The organism is Bartonella sp. TT67HLJMS, from assembly GCF_042193375.1.
Classification (GTDB): domain Bacteria; phylum Pseudomonadota; class Alphaproteobacteria; order Rhizobiales; family Rhizobiaceae; genus Bartonella; species Bartonella grahamii.
Genome location: NZ_JBHILP010000006.1, coordinates 60,370 through 77,660, shown reverse-complemented (window position 1 = coordinate 77,660; position 17,291 = coordinate 60,370). Strand labels below are relative to the sequence as shown.

The following is a 17,291-nucleotide window of genomic DNA, read 5'->3' as shown; positions in this document are numbered from 1 at the left end:
TTTAAAGCGAATTTTTCTGCCTATCGAAATATCGTTAAAGTGTGGATTTTTAGCTTTCACTTCAAGCTCCCCTGCCGAGTGCGAGCGCCCTCGCATTGGTATTCCGGGAGTCAAAAACACTGAGTTCAGTCAGCTTTTTTGCTTTTAGTGCTCATCGCACCTGGACATGGCAAAAACTCCCGGAATCCCGGGAAACCCACAAAAGTAGGCTAATCTTATGTACTGAACTTTAGGGGTTTTGAATCCCTCTTGGCCGTTGCGTATACGACCAAAATTACAGTGTTATTTATAAGGTAATTTCAGGAAATTAGCAATAAAATTTAAAACAGTGTTTGTTTTATGAGCTCCACCCCCGCCTCTCAAACGCTTATGCTCGCTCGTAAAAATCCTAAACCCATGAGATAAACCCCACGTTTATTGAGAGGATTAACAAACCTTGTTGTCTGAGATTAAGCCCCCCGAAGAGAGAAATTAAAGAATACCCTCAAAGGGAATTACACTGTGATACGTTGGATTTTTGCGCCACAACGAACTAATTTTTCCTCCAATCTCTCAAATCCACGATCAAGATGATAAACACGATTAACGATTGTTTCTCCCTTTGCTGCCAATGCTGCAATCACAAGAGAAACAGAAGCGCGCAAATCCGTCGCCATGACAGGAGCCCCTTGCAAATTCTCTGTTCCATAGACGGTTGCCGTCTGCCCATCAAGCTTTATCGAGGCCCCTAAACGATTGAGTTCTTGAACATGCATAAAACGATTTTCGAAAATGGTCTCTGTAATATGCGCGATTCCTTCAGCCCGTGTCATGAGCGCCATGAATTGCGCTTGGAGATCGGTTGGAAAAGCAGGATAAGGTCCTGTTTTAATATCAACGGGCATAATTTTTGTGTTCTTTGGATTTCGCTTAACATGAATTCCTTGAGGTTCTATTTGAATCTCGAGTCCTGTTTTCTGAAGCACCTTAAGCACTTTTGTAAGATGATTAGGATTTGCATTTTTAAGAAAGACATCGCCTCCTGTCATAGCCACAGCCATTGCATATGTCCCCGCTTCGATTCGATCAGCAATAACGCGTATTTTTGTCCCTTTAAGTTTTTTAACCCCTTCAATTGTAAGCGTTGTTGTTCCTTCACCGGTTATCTGAGCCCCCATAGCATTCAGAGTTCGAATAAGGTTTGCCACTTCTGGTTCACAAGCCGCATTCTCAAGGACGGTTGTTCCCTTTGCCAGTGTCGCCGCCATAAGAATCACATGTGTTCCACCAACAGTGACCTTAGGAAAACGATAGTGAGCACCTTTTAACCCCCTTGGTGCTTTTGCATGAACATATCCATTTTCGATCGTAATCTGTGCGCCTAAAGTTTTGAGTCCCTCAAGGATAAAATCGACAGGTCTTGTTCCAATAGCACATCCTCCAGGAAGCGAAACATAAGCCTCTAAGCATCGTGCAAGGAGAGGTCCGATAACCCAAAAGCTTGCGCGCATTTTTTTCACCAGTTCGTACGGCGCCCGTGTTGTCGCTATTTTTTGCGCAGTAAAATGAATTGTTCTTGAATTCACACACTCATCGTTAAACTCTTGTCCATCAACGGCATATCCCACACCATGATTATTGAGAATACGAATAAGCAATTCGACATCAGCCAGATGAGGAATATTTTCTAAAGTGAGCGTTTCTTCTGTCAAAAGCGCCGCAATCATAAGAGGCAATGCAGCATTTTTTGCCCCTGATATAGGAATGGTTCCTTTAAGTTTTTTCCCCCCAACAATTTGAATAGAATCCATAGTGTTTTCCCTCTTTTCCTTTGTGCCTGCCCTTCCAAAGGTTTTTTCCCCCTTCGGGAAGTTATGCTTTATTAATCGTTTTAGAACGCATTCTAAATATGAGAACAAATTATTGAGAAGTTTAGTTGCAAAGCTTCACTAAAAAACATTTTTTTTCATTTTAGAGCTCTGTTTGCGCTCTTTGTCGGCTTTGCTCTTTTCGACGTTTCAGGTTTTGACGCAATTGTTGCGCCAATCTTTCTTGACGTCGTTTTGCTTTTTCATCTTGATGATTCATTTCATTTTGTTTTTGTTTTTGATGCATTTGTGTCATTGCGCAACCTTTTAAACAGTGTTGAGCTTCTATCCAAGCAACTCATAGCCTTAAATATTTAAGTGTATAAGAAACATATGTCATGACATAAGATACGTTTTCTTGCAAGAATATACAAATGTTCTCTTGCCTATTTTCTGACAATATGGCACAAGACAGCGCAAAGATTGAAAAGGGGCTGCGGTAGCTCAGTGGTAGAGCACTCCCTTGGTAAGGGAGAGGTCGAGAGTTCAATCCTCTCTCGCAGCACCATTTTATTCTTCTTTTGTTTATTCTTCTCCTACCCCTCTCCTCTTTTCTACAAGCATCAATCACCTCCATTGAATCCTCCATCAACGAAAGTATCATGCGCAGCATTCTCTCCCCAATGAGAAAGGCTCTTGCCTTATTTATTAGTGCCTCCCTAACACTCAACATAAAAGCAGCTCAAACCCACACCCCAATACGTCTCCTGTCTCACTTCCCCAACACAGCCTCCCACAGTTCCTCATGCATAGGCTCTTCATGCCTCTCTTTCCCCATACTGACTAAAACAGACAGCCCCCAAAAAACAAAAACATAACGCGCATCATGATCACCGCAATAAAGAAGCACTTGCCCTTTCACGAGTAAAATAATACCCCCCTTAACACTCAACACAAAAGCTCCCAGAACACACGTGTCCCAATACATCTAAACAAGCTTTAAAGCTCCCACTTCGCCTTCAAACATCTTCCTCCATTTCCCAACAAGTTTTCATCTTCACTCCAAATTCCCTGTGCTTCCTGTGCCCCCTACTTGCGTCCTCCTCAAACACCCCACTTGCTTTTCCCCTCTGCTCTTTCCTTTTTATAAAACTTTGCCCCTCCTTCAACGCTATACTGCTGCTTCTCTTCCTCCTAAGCCTCATGTTCGTTCTACAACAAGTTTTCATATTCACTCCAAGCCACTGATAGTTACCTCTCCCTCCATTTCCTCAATCCCCCCAATGAAACCCAGCCGACAGCTTTCCCCTCGCAAAGCGCCCGCAATTTCTCATCCATAGGCTCTTTTCTTCATGTCCCCCTGTCTCATATCAGCTAAAATTTCCCCCCAAGCCCCCTAAGACGGAAAACATAACGCGCATCAAGGTCACCGCAATAAAAAAGCATTTGCCCTTTCATGAGTAAAATAATGCCCCCCCTAACACTCAACACAAAAGCTCCCAGAACACACTTGTCCCAATACGTCTAAACAAGCTTTAAAGCTCCCACTTCGCCTTCAAACATCTTCCTCCATTTCCCAACAAGTTTTCATCTTCACTCCAAATTCCCTGTGCTTCCTGTGCCCCCTACTTGCGTCCTCCTCAAACACCCCACTTGCTTTTCCCCTCTGCTCTTTCCTTTTTATAAAACTTTGCCCCTCCTTCAACGCTGTACAGATCCCTTTCTTGCCCGCCTCATTCTTGTTTTGCCCACCAACAGACGCTTTGCATTCGCTCCCCGCTCTCTGTTTTTCCTTTCCTTCAAAGCAATTTCTGTCCTTATACTAAAACCTGTCTCAACACACTTAATTTGCTGCACCATCTTCTCCAAAGCCTCATTAAAACGGCTAATTTCATTTTCAAGCTTGCAAATATACGCTTCATCACGATAAGCACGTTTAATCAAAGGTGGCATATCAGGCCAATAGAGCATTAAATCCACCCATTCGCGTTGAGAAATCCATAACCCTCCTTGACATTGTGCTTTATGTTCTGCTGGAAAAGTCTTTTGCATGAAATGAGGGATCAAAATTTCAGGTTTTTTTGTTTTAATTTCTAATAAGCCATTTTCTCCCACAAAAGCATCGGGAGAAAATCCTTGTCCGCGATCATCTGCCAAAACAAAGCCAATACATTCAGGTTCTGTATGCGTAAGTTTTGCATAGAGCTGTCGTGCGATTGGTTCTAATTCTGTCCCGCGTCGCTGAGAAACCGTTGTTCCTTCCTCAACGGTTTTTCCTGTAATTCTTTCTCCCGCCAATTTCATCATCACACTATGATATCGTGAAGTTTTTTGCCCCTGTTTTTTTTGTGCCATAACCATCTCAAACAAAGAAGCCGTAATCAAACCATTGCGTACTTTCTGCCATTCTTCCGTTCCCTGAATACAATCGATAATGATTGGCATAGTATTTCTCCCCTTCACCTTTAAAGTGTTTTTTGCAATATATCCTCTTTAAAACATTCACATTGTTTAAGCCTGTGTCCCTCACACGGACTAAAGGCGACAGCATCCTTCAATGCATCCTTCAAGTATTGTTCCCCTGAAAACAAAAAAACTGCCCCCCCCCCCCCGCAGGTTTCTCAATCCTCCCAATGAAACCCAACCGACAGCTTTTCCCCTCGCAAAGCGCCCGCAATTTCTCATCCATAGGCTCTTTTCTTCATGCCCCCCCCGTCTCATATCAGCTAAAATTTCCCCAAGCCCCCTAAGAAAGAAAACATAACGCATCATGATCACCGCAATAAAAAAGCACTTGCCCTTTCACGAGTAAAATAATGCCCCCCCTTAACACTCAACACAAAAGCTCCCAGAACACACGTGTCCCAATACGTCTAAACAAGCTTTAACGGTCTTAATTCCCCCTTCAAACATCTTCCTCCATTTTCCAGCATGTTTTCATATTCACTCCAAATTCCCTGTGCTTCCTGTGCCCCCTACTTGCGTCCTCCTCAAACACCCCACTTTCTTTTCCCCTCTGCTCTTTCCTTTTTATAAAACTTTGCCCCTCCTTCAACGCTATACTGCTGCTTCTCTTCCTCCTAAGCCTCATGTTCGTTCTACAACAAGTTTTCATATTCACTCCAAGCCACTGATAGTTACCTCTCCCTCCATTTCCTCAATCCCTCCAATGAAACCAAGCCGACAGCTTTTCCCCTCGCAAAGCGCCCGCAATTTCTCATCCATAGGCTCTTTTCTTCATGCCCCCCCGTCTCATATCAGCTAAAATTTCCCCCAAGCCCCCTAAGAAAGAAAACATAACGCGCATCATGATCACCGCAATAAAAAAGCACTTGCCCTTTCATTGCGGCATCGTTTTTCAATCTAGCTATTGCACGACGGAAAAATCATGGCGGTAATATTCTTCCTCCAATTTTTTTACCATCAACTGAGCCACCTCTTGCGATATGAAAAGAATAGCGTTGTGTTTTTGTGGTTCGAGTCTGATTAAATTTCGCGTATTTCCAGCATAATAAAGTGGAATCCCTTGATACGAAGTCTTGAGATAACTTGGCATGTTTACCACCAATAATCTGTCAAGACATCACATGGGCGTAAACGATGCTGTTTTTCATAAGAGCCATAGAGATTATCTTCATAATCGCAAGCCGCTCTTTCATTTAAACAAACATGATAAGCTTCACTATTCAAAACGAAGGGCTGCAATGGCGTATTTTCTTCATTCACTTCATGATTTTCTACATAAAAATCAGCGATTTGTTCCGTAACATCTTCAGCATGAGAAGTTGTCAGGTCGAGTCGTAAAACTCTATAAACAGTTTCACATTCTTCAATCAGTTCGAGCACTTCTTCGATTTCGTCGATTGTTCCTTCATAAGTATTAGGATTTTCCTCTTCGCATAAAACGATAATGATTTCATCCTCTTTAACGAATGGAATATTTTTCATGATTTCCCCCTTTAGATAGTTGATAAAGCATAGCCTTATCTTGACAAGACTAAATATAGCGTTAGTCTTATATCCTCTATAGGAGAGATGTCAATCATTTTATCCTTCATAAAAGATATATTTTAAATCTCTACGGGGTCCAAATGACATATGTAAATAAAAATCTATCATTCTTTGTTCCCCTCATGTCCCTTTGTTGTTCTCTATTTGTTCTTACTCGATTGCAATTATAACCACACAGGAGAGATAAAATGAGTGATATAATATTAATAAAATACTGGAGTCGTCTTGATTCAAAAGCACAGAAAGAACTTATTTTGGAGCTTCGTCAACGGGTCGCCGCAAAAGAGTCAAAATCGCCTGTCTCTCTTGCGGAGAGAGTTTTGAAATAAGCTCTATAAATTCTTTATCTTCAGGGCTGGCCCCTTTTCCGTAAAGAATATAATTCATACTGATATTAATTTCGTGACAAATTCGCGAGAGAGATTCGATTGTTGGTTCTTTTCCTTCAGAAAGAATAGAATGAAGGTACCCCGCGCCTTTACCGGCCGCGAGGGAGATCGATCTTTTTGACCGCCCACTTTTTTCCAAAGCGATTCTTAATCTTTGACGCCAACCATCGATATTCATAATTCCACCATATAGCGCGTCTTTTTAAAAAAACACGCCCTTTTTATAAAACGGGCTTGCATTATCCTCTAAAAAGGATAAAATTAAGGAAACAAATTTTACTTTTAGGGGGAAAAATTTTTTATTTTTGGATCATAAAAACACTTTAACCATCCCATAAAAGGCCACCTCCAAAAGTTGCTGCCCAAAGCAAATACCCCAAAGCAGATACATTGAAAATGTGTGGTACTCTTTATTTTTTCCATCACCGCAATCTTAAATCGTAAGTTTGCATGCGCTTCAAGCACACCCAATCATTTATAAACGTCGTAAAGAAGCCTCTCGTCATCATCAAACAGAGCCAAACAAAAACACAAGTTAAATCCCTATTTGCGCTTTTATCGTCAATAAAAATGTATAAAAAAAAAGAAAGTAGATTGCAGTATGAAACACGCTAATCAACAAGAAACTCCTCATTATGAATCGTCTAGGCTTCCGTATGTTTGTTGGTATCAAAATGACTTTCTAGGAGGTGTTCGTGGGATGCGTGCACACGAAATTGGAATCTATACGATTCTTCTCAATGAAATGTATGCACGCGGTCGTCCTCTAGAAATATCGAAAGAACGTTTAGCGCGTCTTTGTGGTTGTGACAAGCGAACTTTTGTTAATGTTTTAGAGATGCTCATCCAAGAGGGTAAGATTTTAAATTTAGCCAATGGATTATGGAACAAGCGTTGCGAAAATGTTTTTCAAGAGCGTGAAAAATTGCTTGAACAAAAATCCTTTGCGGGTCGTTCTTCGGCAAAAAAGCGCAAGAAAATCAATGCAGAGATTCAACAACTGCTCAACGAAAGTACAAAAGATGTTGCACAAAGCTCAAAAGCTCAAAAGGCAGAAGAAAAGGAAACACCTTACGGTGTTTTAGAAAAGAAAATTTTGTGTGATGAAACAGAACCTTGTTTTTCCTGTGAAGAAAACTTTGAACAAAGCGATCAGCAGTCTCTCTCTTTAGCTCTTGATTCTGCTCTCCCTTCCCCTCCACAAGAAGAAGCGGAGCAAAAAAACGCCTCCCCCTCAAACGCTCCACAAGCCGATTTCGCCCCCGCCCCTATTGCGCAAATTGTCACGGGGGAAAAAACAAAATCCGCCACCAACCTCCCACCCAGCAATTTTCCTGTATCCATCCCGCCTTCTTCCAACAAAAAATCCACTGCCTCAGTTGCCAAAGGGCACCGTCTTCCTGAGCATTGGCAAGCAGACATCAAGGCAGCAGTTTCAGAAGGTTTAAGTGAAAGCCAAGCCCATTGGCAAGCCAAGAAGTTTCGCGACTATTGGCAAGCCAAAAGCGGTAAAGAAGCTCTCAAAGTAGACTGGCAAGCCACATGGCGCAACTGGTTTCGCCGTGAAATCGAACGGCTAGAACAGCAAAAACAGGGGAGCTCCTCATCTTTCATCTCTGAAAGCAACGACATGCTTTACCGCAGTTTGATCAATTATAGCGACAATTTTTGACATCACACGAACAACCTATTTTTCAAGCACGCGCGGGGACAAAAAATGTTTCAAAACCATAAAAATAATAATAAAAACAACAATGAAATAAGCTATTCATACAGCAAAACGAGCCAACACCACCCCTACTGCTCTCACCACAAAAGCGCTCGCCCTACACGCCTCATCTCTTGCACGCAAAGGAACACAAAAGCTCTCCAGCCTCTGTGTATCCATCCCGCCTTCTTCCAACAAAAAACCCACTGCCTCAATTGCCAAAGGGTACCGTCTTCCATGCCCTTAGCAAATAGTTATCAACGCAGCAGTTTCAGAAACTTTCAGCAAAGATCATACCCTTCAAACAACGCTCGTCAGCCTTTCAGCATCCACCCCCTCTTTCTCGAGCAACACCCTTCTTCCAATAACCGCCTTTGCCAAAAGGGGTACCGTCTTCCTGAGCATTAGCAAGCAGACATCAAGGCAGCAGTTTCAAAAGGTTTGAGTGAAAGCCAAGCCCATTAGCAAGCCAAGAAGTTTCGCGACTATTGGCAAGCAAAGAGCGACAAAGAAGCGCTCAAAGTAGACTGGCAAAGCCCCATAGCACCACGGATTTCACTATCAGATCGAACAGCTAGAACAGCAAAAAGAGAATTCCCCCACATCTTGAGAAAAACAACAATCATTTCACGAATAACCATGAGCACAATTTTTGAAATCAAACAAAAACTTATCTCACAAGCCGATAGAATAGCAGAAATGCTTCTTCCCCAAGGGCACAAACGAGGCAACAATTGGATTGTAGGCAACACACGTGGTGAAGCTGGTCAAAGTTTATCAATTTGCTTGAGTGGTAGTAAAGCAGGACTTTGGTATGATTTTGCAGAAGGCACTGGAGGAGATCTTTTAGACCTTTGGTGTGAAGTCAAAGGCATTAGCCTCTCTCAAGCATTAGAAGAAGCACGCGCGACTCTCAATCTGACACGCCCAAAACCCTTTATGGTCCCTCATCGTTCCTATCGCCGTCCACCGGTTCCTACAGGGCAGACCCCGCAGAATCTGGTAAAAAACTATCTCCACAAAGAACGCCACATTCCTCTAGAGGTTATAAAGCGTTACCGCATAGGAGAAAATGGTGAAAAAATCATTTTCCCCTTTTATAAACCCGATGGCACCCTTGCTCTAGTTAAAGAACGGCTCGCGCAAGCAGGAGCAAAAAGCAAACCAACCGCCTCTCAATGTGAACCGATTTTGTTTGGTTGGCAAGCCCTTTGCTCCCCCAAAAACACCCCCTCAACCAACCCCGCCTCCACACAGGCATCCCAAAATACACCCTCAACCAACCACGCCCCACACGTGCCCCAAAATACCGCCTCAACCAACCACGCCTCTACACACGCATCCCAAAACACTCCCTCAACCAACCCAACCTCTACACAGGCATCCCAAAATACCCCCTCAACCCACCCCGCCTCTACACAGGAATCCCAAAACACCGCCTCAAACAACCTCGCCTCCACACAGGCACACCAAAACACCGCCTCAACCAACCACGCCTCTACACAGGAATCCCAAAATACACCCTCAACCAACCATACCTCTACACAGGAATCCCAAAACACCGCCTCAACCCACCCCGCCTCTACACAGGCATCCCAGCATGTGCCCTTAATGGAGTGCGCGCCATTTCCCACACTTTCTTCAACAAACCGTACAATTGTTATCACTGAAGGAGAAATTGATGCGCTTTCCTTAGCTGCCTATGGATATCCGGCGGTTTCTGTTCCCTTTGGGGGAGGAAGTGGAGGCAAACACAACTGGATTGAAAATGAATTTGATCATTTAGAATCTTTTGAAACGATTTTTTTAGCCACCGATATGGACCAGCCCGGAGAAGAAGCAGCCCGTGAAATTGCCAGCAGGCTTGGACGCCACCGTTGCTACCGTGTCCGTTTACCCCTTAAAGATGCCAATGATTGTTTAACCGCAGGGATTGATAAAGCCACCATAAAAGCCGCCTTTTCCTCAGCACAAAGCTTTGCCCCAGAAGGTTTACGGCGCGCCTCAGACTATAAAGATCAAGTAATAGGGCTTTTTTGGCCAGAGCCTGAAAAACATCTTGGTTATACGGTTCCCTATCCTAAACTGAAGGACAAATTGCATTTCCGCCCAGCAGAATTAACGCTTTGGAGCGGTGCGAGTGGTGCAGGAAAAAGCCAATTGTTATCAGACTGTATTCCCCATTGGATTGCGCAAAAGAGTCGCCTTTGCTTAGCCTCTCTAGAAATGAAAGGAGAACAATCTTTACGGCGCTTAACCAAACAAACGGGCGGCTTAGAAAAGCCTACAAAAGAGACAATTGAACGGATTCTTCATTTTTTAGACGATGGGCTTATTCTTTATGAACATGTTGGCAAATCAAGCGTTGACACCTTGCTTGATGTCTTTGACTATTGTCGTGCGCGCTATGGCTGCGATCAATTTATCATCGACAGTCTCATGCGGCTTGGCATTGCCTCTGATGATTATGCAAGACAAGAACAAGCCGTTTATAAAATGGTTGATTGGGCTGTTTTAAACAGTGTACACATTCATCTTGTAGCCCACGCCCGCAAAGGCGGTCTGGATAAAGACATCCCCAGCACAGAAGACATTAAAGGTGCCTCAGAAATTGGCGCCAATGCCTTTAACATCATCACCATTTGGCGCAATCGATCGTTAGAAGACAAAATCTTTGCCGCCTCTCTAGCACAAGAAAAAGCAGATTTAGCCAAACGCCCTGGCGTCATTATGAATATTGCCAAACAACGTTCTGGTGATTTTGAAGGAAAAATAGGGCTCTGGTTTGATCCCCAAACCTACCGCTATCGCTGTTCTTTTGAACAAACATTCCCTCGACGTTATCTGTAATGCTCCATAAACCCCACTCTCTTTAAAAACGCCTCCGCCTTCACACGCGCACGCCTTGCTCCCACAGAAACAACAGGAAGGATAAATCCACAAATGATAAAAAACACCCAATCCTTCGAGAACCAAAGCCAGCTCAACCCCATATTCTCTGCTCCCAAACGCAAACAAAAAAAGATCGCTCCAACAACGGCGCAAAACACCAGCCCCTTCAATAGCCACAAACAACGCGTCAGCACCCCATCTTGCCGCCCCCTCATATGCAAAATCAAGAACCACTCCAACACTACAGCAAACACGATCCCTATCAAGGACAGGAGTCCCCACGGTATATCCATACTCTCCATCCCCTCAAGAGCCAAAAAAAAGACGACTCCTAAAATGCAGTAAAACAGCACTTCCTTCAAAAAGAGGGAAATACCAAAAATACAATAAAACGCCGCCCGCCACCACGGAATATCGAAGCGCTTGGAAACCTTATAAGTACCAATAACGACAACAATAAAAAGGTAGGAAAACACCAACAACAGCAAAAAAAACAAATCGTTCGACATCACATACCCCTCACAGCAAGCCCATTAAAGGTCACACCCATGGAGAAAAAAAACACCACCTACCTCAAGAACCAAGCCCCTAGAACACGCGCACGCCTTACACCCTGATAAATCAAAGGAGAAAGAAATCCAACAATAAAGAGAAACACCCTCTCATTCGAGAACCAAAGCCAGCTCAACCCTAGATTCTCTGCTCCCTCGCGGGTAAAAAAAAGGATTAGTGCCAAAATGCAGAAAAACAGCACAAAATTCAAAGCACGCAACGACCTCTGTAGCACCGTATCACTTTGCTCGCGTATAAAGAACCCCAAGAGCACTTTCAACAATACAGTCAAAAGCAATCCCTTTAAGAATACCGCCCTTATGCTATCCATATCTCTGACGCCCACAGCAGCAAACCACAGGATAAAGCCCATCATGCAACAAAACATAACCGCCTTTAAGAACACTTGCCCCGCCACAGGCATACTCTTGACGCCCAGATGCACCAAACCAAGGACAGTTGCAAAAATGCAAGAAAACACCGCCCCCTTCAACAACAGCTCCCCGTCAACAGCGCGCCTGCCCACGCCCACATAAACAAAACCAAGGTAGGTGGCAACAATGCCATAAAGCACCACCCAACGCCAAAACATCCACCCTGTAACAGAGCGACGCTTTGCTCCCTCATAAATAAAAATCAAGGCCAGAGCAAAAAAGCAGAAAAAAACCAACAACAGCCAAAACATCACATCGTTCGACATCAAATACCCCTCATAGAAAGAACATCAAAGATCACGCCCGTGGAGAAGAGAAATGCTCATTCTTTTTAAGCCCCCCAACAGTACACGCACACACCGTACCCCCTCCAGAGCAAAAAAAGGAATAAGTCCAATAATGCCCGCAAACACCCCATTGTTCGAGATCACAAACCAGCGAACCCCCATATGCTTGGCGCCATTATGCGCCAATCCAACAACAGCTCCAACAACGCAGGAAAACACCGCTAACTTCAAAAACATGTCCCGCGCAACCACCATACGCCCCGCTCCTTTATTAAGCAAAAATCAGAGACCATGCCCAAAATGCAGCAAAAGATCAATCCTTTGCAAAGAATGAAAGCCTAAACCCAAGACGCCTGGCCCCTAGATAAATAAGCCCAAGGATAAGACCAAAGACAACGCCAAAAAGAATGTCAAAGACCCACTTTTTTGAAAACCACACCCAAGTCAAACCAAGATGCTCAGCTTGCGCATAAACAAACTTAGAGACAGCGATAATAATGAAGCTCAACGCCAAGTTTTTTAAAAAAGCCTTCCTTGTAACCCCGAAAGACCTCATTGCCGCATAAATAGAAACAAAGACAAGAGCAACAAAGCAGAAAAACCCCAACCACTGCAAAAACATCAAATCGTTCGACATCAAATACCCCTCATAGAAAGAACATCAAAGACCATGCCCGTAGGGAAGAGAAATGCTCATTTTTTAAGCCCCCCAACAGTACACGCATACACCGTATCCCCTCCAGAGCAAAAAAAGGAACAAGTCCAATAGTGCCCGCAAACACCCCATTGTTCGAGATCACAAACCAGCGAACCCCCATATGCTTGGCGCCATTATGCGCCAATCCAACAACAGCTCCAACAACGCAGGAAAACACCGCTAACTTCAAAAAAGACACCCCACGCGATATCCCCTTACCCCGCATCCTCATAAGCAAAACCAAGGACCAAGCCAATAACGCAGAAAAACGCCAGCCCCTTCAAAAACATGTCCCGCGCAACCACCATACGCCCCGCTCCTTTATTAAGTAAAAATCAGAGACCATGCCCAAAATGCAGCAAAAGATCAATCCTTTTCAAAGAATGAAAGCCTAAACCCAAAACGCCTTGCCCCTAGATAAATAAACCCAAGGACAAGACCAAAGACAACGCCAAAAAGAATGTGAAACACCCACTTGTTTGAGAACCACACCCAAGTCAAACCAAAATGCTCAGCTTGCGCATAAACAAACTTAGAGACAGTGATAATAATGAAGCTCAACGCCATTTTTTTTAAAAAAGCCTTCCATGTAACCCCGAAAGACCTCATTGCCGCATAAACAGACACAAAGACAAGAGCAACAAAGCAGAAAACCTCCAACCATGGCAAAAAAAACAAATCATGCGGCATCAATATCCCCCACAGCAGTAAAATTAAAGGTCACGCTCATCATGCAGAAAAACGCCAGCCCCTTCAAAAACATGTCCCGCGCAACCACCATACGCCCCGCTCCTTTATTAAGTAAAAATCAGAGACCATGCCCAAAATACAGCAAAAGATCAATCCTTTTCAAAGAATGAAAGCCTAAACCCAAAACGCCTTGCCCCACGATAAATAAGCCCAAGGACAAGACCAAAGACAACGCCAAAAAGAATGTTAAACACCCACCTGTTTGAGAACCACACCCAAGTCAAACCAAAATGCTCAGCTTGCGCATAAATAAAATCAATGACAGCAGCAAAAATGAAGCTCAACAACAACATCTTGAAGAACAAACCCTGATTTACACCACGCCGCTGCATTACTTCATAACCCAACATAAGGAAAATGCCGGGAGTGCCATAAAATACCACAGCCCGTAAAAATACGCCCCACGTCATCCCCAACGCCTTCATTTCCACATAAACAGCCACACAGACATAGGCCACAATGCAGAAAAATACCAGTCTTTTCAAAGACAAAGCACCGCGCGCCATCACGCCACTCCCTCATCAAGTCATTCAAGGAAAATCCACCATGCGACAAAACACCTCTCTTTTCAAGAGCCAAATCCATGGAGCTCCCACACACAAGCGCAACAGTCCAAGTCACCCCCAAGAGCGCACAACCCCCACGCACACTCCAACACATGACTTCCTCTAATCCCCCTGTTTTACCTAGAGCAAGCAACATTTTTTAAAAACGAGAAGCAAACGATAATTTTTAAGGAGATGATATGACCCATCAAGAGAGAAAAAATACGCAAACCTGCCCACTTGACCATCAAGAGAAAGGAAGGCACATTGGTCATTTAAAGGCGCAAGAAATCCCTGTTGAAACGAGCAATCCTTATTTTCAACCCAATCATCCAGAAAACTCCAGCAATCCGCGTACCATCAATGCCATTGCCAATGCACAAAGCCATCCCATTGCTCTTTTATATGCGAAAGGACATCTCAGCAAAGCCCAATATAAAGCGGCAGAACGTTTTTATTTTTACTGGCGTCAAAGTCAAGCCGATCTCCACATGAGCCTTGACTACACCCGTGAAAAGGTTTCCTGTAGCCAAGGGTACACACACCCCATTGAACGTCAAATAGAAGCATCCAATCATTTAAGAACCATCAAAGTTCAACTGGGTATTCTTGGCTATTCACTGCTTGAACGCGTTATCGGCTATGGACAAGCAATCAAAGAGTTAAGTTCTTCAAAACGCAAACAAAATTCCCTTGCCGATCATTTACGAGATTGTTTAGACTTGCTCGCATTTCATTGGGGATATGCAAACCATAAACATTTTGAATAATCCCCCTCCTCGCCATTTTAAGCAGCCTCCCATGTTGCCCCCGCCCCCTCTAAAGAAATCTCCCCCACACACGGGCTCAAGCATCCAGCAGCTCTCCCCAACCTCTTCCACCACTTCACCCCCACACCCAAAAGGACAATACTTCACTCCACACCCACTCAAGATACACTCCACACCCACTCAAGATACACTCCACACCCTTAAAAACAAAAATCCTTCCCCCACACCAGTCCTGTAATCATGAGGTTCTTTTAAGTTTATTCATTTTTTATTGAAGAATAAGTTCTGTTTAAGATGTTTGCATGCATCATAACAGCTTTAAATACAGTTTATTTAAATACAATTTAATTGTTTAATTAATGTCGAGTCTCAAAATAAATATTCAATTGAAAAAAGTATTCATTAATTTTTAATGCAAAATGACACAATCTTCTTTTTTGTAAAAAGTATTTTTTATATTGATATCTTTTCAATTCTCTGCTAATTGTAGCGTAATAGTTTTGTAAGTATGAATTTGTGGATTGAATACGGTCTTTTAAATTCATTTTTTTAACATGTCCTACTAGCCAGTGTTAAAATTCTCCTGCTTTTAGTCCTCTGATTGCAACGGAGGACTTTTTTTATGACTGTACTTTTTTATAACTGTATTGTCTTAAATCACTTTCTTATGAGCTTTATTATATTCCTCCATAAAATCTCCCCGCAAAATAGATCATTCTTTTGTCATATTGGCTTGCGTTCTATCCTCAAAGAGCAAAGATTCTTAACCCAATCTGATCTACAAACAACTTGGATAGACTTCACTCTTGGTTTTCCATTCAAGGTTTTCAGTTAAACTCAAGGCGCAACAAAACAAGCCCTGCCCTAAAGATTCACCACGCCCTTAAAAAAACACTTAAAACATATCCAAGGCGGCTGGCTCTCATATCACCAAACCGCAAATGACAGTGTTTTACGACATAACAAAATGACTTATATTTAATGACTTTCTTTATTCTGTAGCCCACCAACAGGTTGATGTATCACGACACCATATTGATTTATCATTATAATCACCCGTTCTTCATAATTAAAATAAGAGACCCGAATATCATAAGGGTTCTCTCATTTTAAATTTATTTCATGTTGCAACAATCAACGCCGTGTCTTTTGCACGTTACCAACATGAGAGACATATGAAATAAAACACGTCAAAGATAAAGAATCAAAATGCCTCTTATGAACACTCTCAAGAGCCAAAGGTTGTCCTCACATTAGACGCTAGAATAGTATGATAGTGCTGACTTTCCCCTTATGAGATTTTAAAGAAGGGCTTCTCCACTTCACAAGAGATTTCTCCATTATCCCATTTACCAACATCCCCATTCACCAACATTATTGTGAGATAAGACAACATGATGTTTTTTAAACAAAGACATAAATGTGCAACACAAGTATATTTTGTTTGGAACATTCTGTTTTACGTAAGGCGTGTCAGACCCCATTAAAAAACTGGCATCCCCATGAGAAAAAATCTAAAGCGTGAGGATAAAAACATGAAGCAAGCGTGATTCCATTCAGCTATTGCTCTTTAACCGCCAAACCGAATAAAAAATAGATCCGGAAAGACGGAGGGAAGCTTTATCCATAGCACTTCATATTCTTCTCAAATATGTTGATCTTCCTGCTTTAAAAGATAAACTAAAAATATATACAACATCTCTCCTAACATCCCCCTCTTTCTAGCATCCCGCAAGAATCACAAGAATCAAACGTTATACAGCTCATTTTGTCATATTATAAAGCACTGTTATTTTAAGGCGGTGTTGAAACAGTTAAAATAATTGAAGTGTTTAGCCAACGCCATTAGCGAAGCAAAAAAACAAACTGTTGAAAAGCAGTGTAAATCTTGTGTAAACATAAAAAAAACAAGAAAAAGGCACAAAAATATCTTAATTTTTATAAAAATACTCAGCGTCTTTTACGATTGTATTGACGAACAACCCTGATCACATAATCATCTTAAATGTTGAGAATAAAGAATGAATAGCCCTAACAAATACAGCAACCTATCAATAAAAATATAAAAACAAATCTTTTAGCTATCCCTGTTTTTTACGGAATAGGACTTTCCCTATGGATACTGCTCACTCTCATGAAGCAGCATCCAAACTGTAGAGGATGCACTCCACCTTCAAAAGAGTACACCTTTCCTCTCGACGGATACTGCCAAACCCTGATAAAGGCAGCATCCAAACTGTAGAGGATGCACTCCGCCTTCAAAAGAGTGCATCCTTCCCCTCAACGGATACTGCCAAACCCTCATCAGGCAGCATCCAAACTGTAGAGGATGCACTCCGCCTTCAAAAGAGTGCATCCTTCCCCTCAACGGATACTGCCAAACCCTCATCAGGCAGCATCCAAACTGTAGAGGATGCACTCCAGCCCTCAAAAGAGTGCACCCTTCCCCTCAACGGGATACTGCTCAAC

23 protein-coding genes and 1 tRNA gene are annotated in these 17,291 nt (G+C 42.8%); 5 read left to right on the top strand and 19 right to left on the bottom strand.

The annotated features are described in order from the left end of the window. Positions 1 to 494: 494 nt before the first annotated feature. Together murA and ACFIJQ_RS05060 are read right to left on the bottom strand one after the other, a co-directional pair. Positions 495 to 1,790 carry a UDP-N-acetylglucosamine 1-carboxyvinyltransferase gene (gene murA / locus ACFIJQ_RS05065; protein WP_273788630.1) on the bottom strand — a complete coding sequence of 432 codons (1,296 nt, stop codon included), beginning with the start codon at positions 1,788 to 1,790 and terminating at the stop codon, positions 495 to 497. A 160-nt stretch (positions 1,791 to 1,950) separates the two neighbouring features. After that, positions 1,951 to 2,103: a hypothetical protein gene (locus ACFIJQ_RS05060; RefSeq protein WP_015856869.1), complete on the bottom strand. Its 153-nt coding sequence runs from the start codon at positions 2,101 to 2,103 to the stop codon at positions 1,951 to 1,953. Positions 2,104 to 2,280: 177 nt separating this feature from the next. Here ACFIJQ_RS05060 and ACFIJQ_RS05055 point away from each other — a divergent pair. Then, positions 2,281 to 2,355: transfer RNA gene (locus ACFIJQ_RS05055), tRNA-Thr, on the top strand. Between the two features lie 204 nt (positions 2,356 to 2,559). On the opposite strand, the gene ACFIJQ_RS05050 is transcribed toward ACFIJQ_RS05055, so the two are convergent. From ACFIJQ_RS05050 to ACFIJQ_RS05020, 7 genes are all read right to left on the bottom strand, one after another. Next, the gene (locus ACFIJQ_RS05050; RefSeq protein WP_375628872.1) at positions 2,560 to 2,739 is read right to left on the bottom strand and encodes a hypothetical protein; all 180 of its coding nucleotides are present in this window, start codon (positions 2,737 to 2,739) and stop codon (positions 2,560 to 2,562) included. A gap of 67 nt (positions 2,740 to 2,806) precedes the next feature. Then, positions 2,807 to 3,016, bottom strand: coding sequence for a hypothetical protein (locus tag ACFIJQ_RS05045; RefSeq protein ID WP_375628870.1), 210 nt, complete (start codon positions 3,014 to 3,016; stop codon positions 2,807 to 2,809). 472 nt (positions 3,017 to 3,488) lie between these two features. Continuing rightward, a complete protein-coding gene (locus tag ACFIJQ_RS05040; protein WP_375628868.1) occupies positions 3,489 to 4,232 on the bottom strand; it encodes a lambda exonuclease family protein in 744 nt (247 codons plus the stop codon). 460 nt (positions 4,233 to 4,692) lie between these two features. Beyond that, positions 4,693 to 4,902: a hypothetical protein gene (locus ACFIJQ_RS05035; RefSeq protein WP_375628866.1), complete on the bottom strand. Its 210-nt coding sequence runs from the start codon at positions 4,900 to 4,902 to the stop codon at positions 4,693 to 4,695. 252 nt (positions 4,903 to 5,154) lie between these two features. Continuing rightward, positions 5,155 to 5,343: a hypothetical protein gene (locus ACFIJQ_RS05030; protein ID WP_273788627.1), complete on the bottom strand. Its 189-nt coding sequence runs from the start codon at positions 5,341 to 5,343 to the stop codon at positions 5,155 to 5,157. A 2-nt stretch (positions 5,344 to 5,345) separates the two neighbouring features. Next, complete coding sequence (locus tag ACFIJQ_RS05025) at positions 5,346 to 5,735, bottom strand: hypothetical protein (protein ID WP_273788626.1); 390 nt, start codon at positions 5,733 to 5,735, stop codon at positions 5,346 to 5,348. A 312-nt stretch (positions 5,736 to 6,047) separates the two neighbouring features. Further along, complete coding sequence (locus ACFIJQ_RS05020; RefSeq protein WP_273788625.1) at positions 6,048 to 6,365, bottom strand: XRE family transcriptional regulator; 318 nt, start codon at positions 6,363 to 6,365, stop codon at positions 6,048 to 6,050. 423 nt (positions 6,366 to 6,788) lie between these two features. On the opposite strand from ACFIJQ_RS05020, the gene ACFIJQ_RS05015 reads away from it, so the two are divergent. Beyond that, positions 6,789 to 7,859 carry a DUF1376 domain-containing protein gene (locus tag ACFIJQ_RS05015; RefSeq protein WP_273788624.1) on the top strand — a complete coding sequence of 357 codons (1,071 nt, stop codon included), beginning with the start codon at positions 6,789 to 6,791 and terminating at the stop codon, positions 7,857 to 7,859. 96 nt (positions 7,860 to 7,955) lie between these two features. Here ACFIJQ_RS05015 and ACFIJQ_RS05010 read toward each other — a convergent pair whose 3' ends face one another. Next, on the bottom strand, positions 7,956 to 8,117 hold the full coding sequence (locus tag ACFIJQ_RS05010) for a hypothetical protein (protein WP_375628864.1): 162 nt from the start codon (positions 8,115 to 8,117) through the stop codon (positions 7,956 to 7,958). Between the two features lie 263 nt (positions 8,118 to 8,380). Next, positions 8,381 to 8,536 (bottom strand): hypothetical protein, encoded by a 156-nt coding sequence (locus tag ACFIJQ_RS05005; RefSeq protein ID WP_375628862.1) that lies wholly within the window; start codon positions 8,534 to 8,536, stop codon positions 8,381 to 8,383. Between ACFIJQ_RS05005 and ACFIJQ_RS05000 the strand changes: the two genes are divergently transcribed. Further along, a complete protein-coding gene (locus ACFIJQ_RS05000) occupies positions 8,535 to 10,745 on the top strand; it encodes a toprim domain-containing protein (RefSeq protein ID WP_375628860.1) in 2,211 nt (736 codons plus the stop codon). The two genes, ACFIJQ_RS05005 and ACFIJQ_RS05000, sit on opposite strands and share 2 nt — an antisense overlap. Here ACFIJQ_RS05000 and ACFIJQ_RS04995 read toward each other — a convergent pair. The 8 genes from ACFIJQ_RS04995 to ACFIJQ_RS04960 all read right to left on the bottom strand — a co-directional run bounded on the left by ACFIJQ_RS04995 (position 10,736) and on the right by ACFIJQ_RS04960 (position 14,167). After that, positions 10,736 to 11,296 (bottom strand): hypothetical protein, encoded by a 561-nt coding sequence (locus ACFIJQ_RS04995; protein ID WP_375628858.1) that lies wholly within the window; start codon positions 11,294 to 11,296, stop codon positions 10,736 to 10,738. The genes ACFIJQ_RS05000 and ACFIJQ_RS04995 overlap by 10 nt on opposite strands. Positions 11,297 to 11,355: 59 nt before the next feature. Further along, positions 11,356 to 12,039 (bottom strand): hypothetical protein, encoded by a 684-nt coding sequence (locus tag ACFIJQ_RS04990; RefSeq protein ID WP_375628857.1) that lies wholly within the window; start codon positions 12,037 to 12,039, stop codon positions 11,356 to 11,358. A gap of 24 nt (positions 12,040 to 12,063) precedes the next feature. Further along, on the bottom strand, positions 12,064 to 12,339 hold the full coding sequence (locus tag ACFIJQ_RS04985; RefSeq protein ID WP_375628855.1) for a hypothetical protein: 276 nt from the start codon (positions 12,337 to 12,339) through the stop codon (positions 12,064 to 12,066). A gap of 34 nt (positions 12,340 to 12,373) precedes the next feature. After that, the gene (locus tag ACFIJQ_RS04980) at positions 12,374 to 12,697 is read right to left on the bottom strand and encodes a hypothetical protein (protein ID WP_375628853.1); all 324 of its coding nucleotides are present in this window, start codon (positions 12,695 to 12,697) and stop codon (positions 12,374 to 12,376) included. A gap of 10 nt (positions 12,698 to 12,707) precedes the next feature. Then, on the bottom strand, positions 12,708 to 12,956 hold the full coding sequence (locus ACFIJQ_RS04975) for a hypothetical protein (protein ID WP_375628852.1): 249 nt from the start codon (positions 12,954 to 12,956) through the stop codon (positions 12,708 to 12,710). Between the two features lie 167 nt (positions 12,957 to 13,123). Then, positions 13,124 to 13,447, bottom strand: coding sequence for a hypothetical protein (locus ACFIJQ_RS04970; protein ID WP_375628850.1), 324 nt, complete (start codon positions 13,445 to 13,447; stop codon positions 13,124 to 13,126). Positions 13,448 to 13,596: 149 nt separating this feature from the next. Beyond that, positions 13,597 to 13,857 carry a hypothetical protein gene (locus tag ACFIJQ_RS04965; protein ID WP_273788616.1) on the bottom strand — a complete coding sequence of 87 codons (261 nt, stop codon included), beginning with the start codon at positions 13,855 to 13,857 and terminating at the stop codon, positions 13,597 to 13,599. Then, positions 13,844 to 14,167, bottom strand: a complete 324-nt coding sequence (locus ACFIJQ_RS04960) for a hypothetical protein (RefSeq protein ID WP_375628848.1) — start codon at positions 14,165 to 14,167, stop codon at positions 13,844 to 13,846. The genes ACFIJQ_RS04965 and ACFIJQ_RS04960 overlap by 14 nt, the downstream gene beginning before the upstream one ends. 85 nt (positions 14,168 to 14,252) lie before the next feature. On the opposite strand from ACFIJQ_RS04960, the gene ACFIJQ_RS04955 reads away from it, so the two are divergent. Both ACFIJQ_RS04955 and ACFIJQ_RS04950 read left to right on the top strand, forming a co-directional pair. Further along, positions 14,253 to 14,822: a hypothetical protein gene (locus tag ACFIJQ_RS04955; protein ID WP_375628846.1), complete on the top strand. Its 570-nt coding sequence runs from the start codon at positions 14,253 to 14,255 to the stop codon at positions 14,820 to 14,822. Positions 14,823 to 16,982: 2,160 nt separating this feature from the next. Next, positions 16,983 to 17,291 (top strand): hypothetical protein (locus ACFIJQ_RS04950; RefSeq protein WP_375628844.1); only part of this gene is annotated, 309 nt, incomplete at its 3' end.

Bases quoted from the DNA above. Each gene is read 5' to 3' on its own strand.
- ACFIJQ_RS04980 (WP_375628853.1), bottom strand. From the start codon at position 12,697: ATGTCGAACGATTTGATGTTTTTGCAGTGGTTGGGGTTTTTCTGCTTT.
- ACFIJQ_RS05005 (WP_375628862.1), bottom strand. From the start codon at position 8,536: ATGGTTATTCGTGAAATGATTGTTGTTTTTCTCAAGATGTGGGGGAAT.
- ACFIJQ_RS04970 (WP_375628850.1), bottom strand. From the start codon at position 13,447: ATGCCGCATGATTTGTTTTTTTTGCCATGGTTGGAGGTTTTCTGCTTT.
- ACFIJQ_RS04995 (WP_375628858.1), bottom strand. From the start codon at position 11,296: ATGTCGAACGATTTGTTTTTTTTGCTGTTGTTGGTGTTTTCCTACCTT.
- ACFIJQ_RS04990 (WP_375628857.1), bottom strand. From the start codon at position 12,039: ATGTCGAACGATGTGATGTTTTGGCTGTTGTTGGTTTTTTTCTGCTTT.
- ACFIJQ_RS04965 (WP_273788616.1), bottom strand. From the start codon at position 13,857: ATGTTGGGTTATGAAGTAATGCAGCGGCGTGGTGTAAATCAGGGTTTG.
- ACFIJQ_RS05030 (WP_273788627.1), bottom strand. From the start codon at position 5,343: ATGCCAAGTTATCTCAAGACTTCGTATCAAGGGATTCCACTTTATTAT.
- ACFIJQ_RS04960 (WP_375628848.1), bottom strand. From the start codon at position 14,167: ATGTGTTGGAGTGTGCGTGGGGGTTGTGCGCTCTTGGGGGTGACTTGG.
- ACFIJQ_RS05045 (WP_375628870.1), bottom strand. From the start codon at position 3,016: ATGAAAACTTGTTGTAGAACGAACATGAGGCTTAGGAGGAAGAGAAGC.
- ACFIJQ_RS05060 (WP_015856869.1), bottom strand. From the start codon at position 2,103: ATGACACAAATGCATCAAAAACAAAAACAAAATGAAATGAATCATCAA.
- ACFIJQ_RS05035 (WP_375628866.1), bottom strand. From the start codon at position 4,902: ATGAAAACTTGTTGTAGAACGAACATGAGGCTTAGGAGGAAGAGAAGC.
- ACFIJQ_RS05000 (WP_375628860.1), top strand. From the start codon at position 8,535: ATGAGCACAATTTTTGAAATCAAACAAAAACTTATCTCACAAGCCGAT.
- ACFIJQ_RS04955 (WP_375628846.1), top strand. From the start codon at position 14,253: ATGACCCATCAAGAGAGAAAAAATACGCAAACCTGCCCACTTGACCAT.
- ACFIJQ_RS05020 (WP_273788625.1), bottom strand. From the start codon at position 6,365: ATGAATATCGATGGTTGGCGTCAAAGATTAAGAATCGCTTTGGAAAAA.
- ACFIJQ_RS05015 (WP_273788624.1), top strand. From the start codon at position 6,789: ATGAAACACGCTAATCAACAAGAAACTCCTCATTATGAATCGTCTAGG.
- ACFIJQ_RS05040 (WP_375628868.1), bottom strand. From the start codon at position 4,232: ATGCCAATCATTATCGATTGTATTCAGGGAACGGAAGAATGGCAGAAA.
- ACFIJQ_RS05025 (WP_273788626.1), bottom strand. From the start codon at position 5,735: ATGAAAAATATTCCATTCGTTAAAGAGGATGAAATCATTATCGTTTTA.
- murA (WP_273788630.1), bottom strand. From the start codon at position 1,790: ATGGATTCTATTCAAATTGTTGGGGGGAAAAAACTTAAAGGAACCATT.